The sequence below is a fragment of the Streptomyces sp. JJ38 genome, assembly GCF_019303475.1.
In the GTDB taxonomy this organism is placed as follows: Bacteria; Actinomycetota; Actinomycetes; order Streptomycetales; family Streptomycetaceae; genus Streptomyces.
In genome coordinates, this window is the sequence record NZ_JABLSI010000021.1 from 1 (window position 1) to 950 (window position 950).

Here is a 950-nt window from a genome sequence, read left to right on the forward strand (position 1 = left end):
GCCCCGGCGCCGCCGGCGGCCCCGGCTCCCACGGCGCGGGCAACCGACCGGCCGCCCCCCAGGGCGTCCCCGGTACGCCGCCGCCCGCGCCGCGCCCCGTCGCCGATCTGCCCACCCGCGCCCAGCAGGCCGAGGGCCAGGGTCGGCCTCCGGCCCAGGGCCAGCAGCAGCCACCGGGCGACCGTGCGGGCGGGCAGCGTCCGAGCTGGGCACGGGACACGGCGGAGCAGATACCCGACGGCCGGGGCTCCGGCCGGGAGGCCCCGCGCGGCCACGGGGACGCCGAGACCACGGGGGGGCACCCGCTGCCGCCCCTGCCCGCGGGCCGGGCGGAGGCCCCGTCCGCCAGGCCGGACGACACCAGCGAACTGGACCTGCCCATCGCCCCGACGGCCTCGGCGTCCGCCCGGACGCCGATATTCGAGGAGATGGAGTCCAACTGGTTCTCCTCCCGGCGCGCGAGCCGGGAGGCCGAGCCGGACCACGGGCCGTCGGCCCCCGGTTCCGCCCCTGGCCCGCAGGAGCGGGCCAACGGGCACGCCGACGGTCCGCCTCCCGCCGAGGCCTCCTGGCAGGCCTCGCCCAACGACGAGCGGTGGCGCCGCGCGGAACAGGTCCGCGAGCCCGCCGCCGGGGGTATCACCACCTCCGGCCTGCCGCGCCGCGTACCCCGTGCGAACCTCGTCGCGGGTACCGCGCAACAGCAGAACGAGACCCGCTCGGGTCCGCAGGTATCCCGCGCTCCCGACGACGTGCGCGGCCGGCTGACCAACCTCCGTCGAGGCATCCAGCAGGGCCGCGAGGCCGGCGGTGCCTCGGACAGCACCAACCGGGGCTCAGGCCCCACGTACCGGCAGGAGCGTTAGTTGAGTCCGATGAGCCAGGCGGCGCACAATCTGAACTGGTTGATCACTAACTTCGTGGAGAACACCCCGGGGGTGTCGCACACG

Annotated in this window: 2 pseudogenes; both read left to right on the forward strand. The window is 77.3% G+C overall.

The window, feature by feature from the left end:
- Nucleotides 1-866: pseudogene (locus tag HPT28_RS26890) on the forward strand (histidine kinase); the annotation flags it as partial.
- A gap of 9 nt (nt 867-875) precedes the next feature.
- Nucleotides 876-950: pseudogene (locus HPT28_RS26895) on the forward strand (roadblock/LC7 domain-containing protein); the annotation flags it as partial.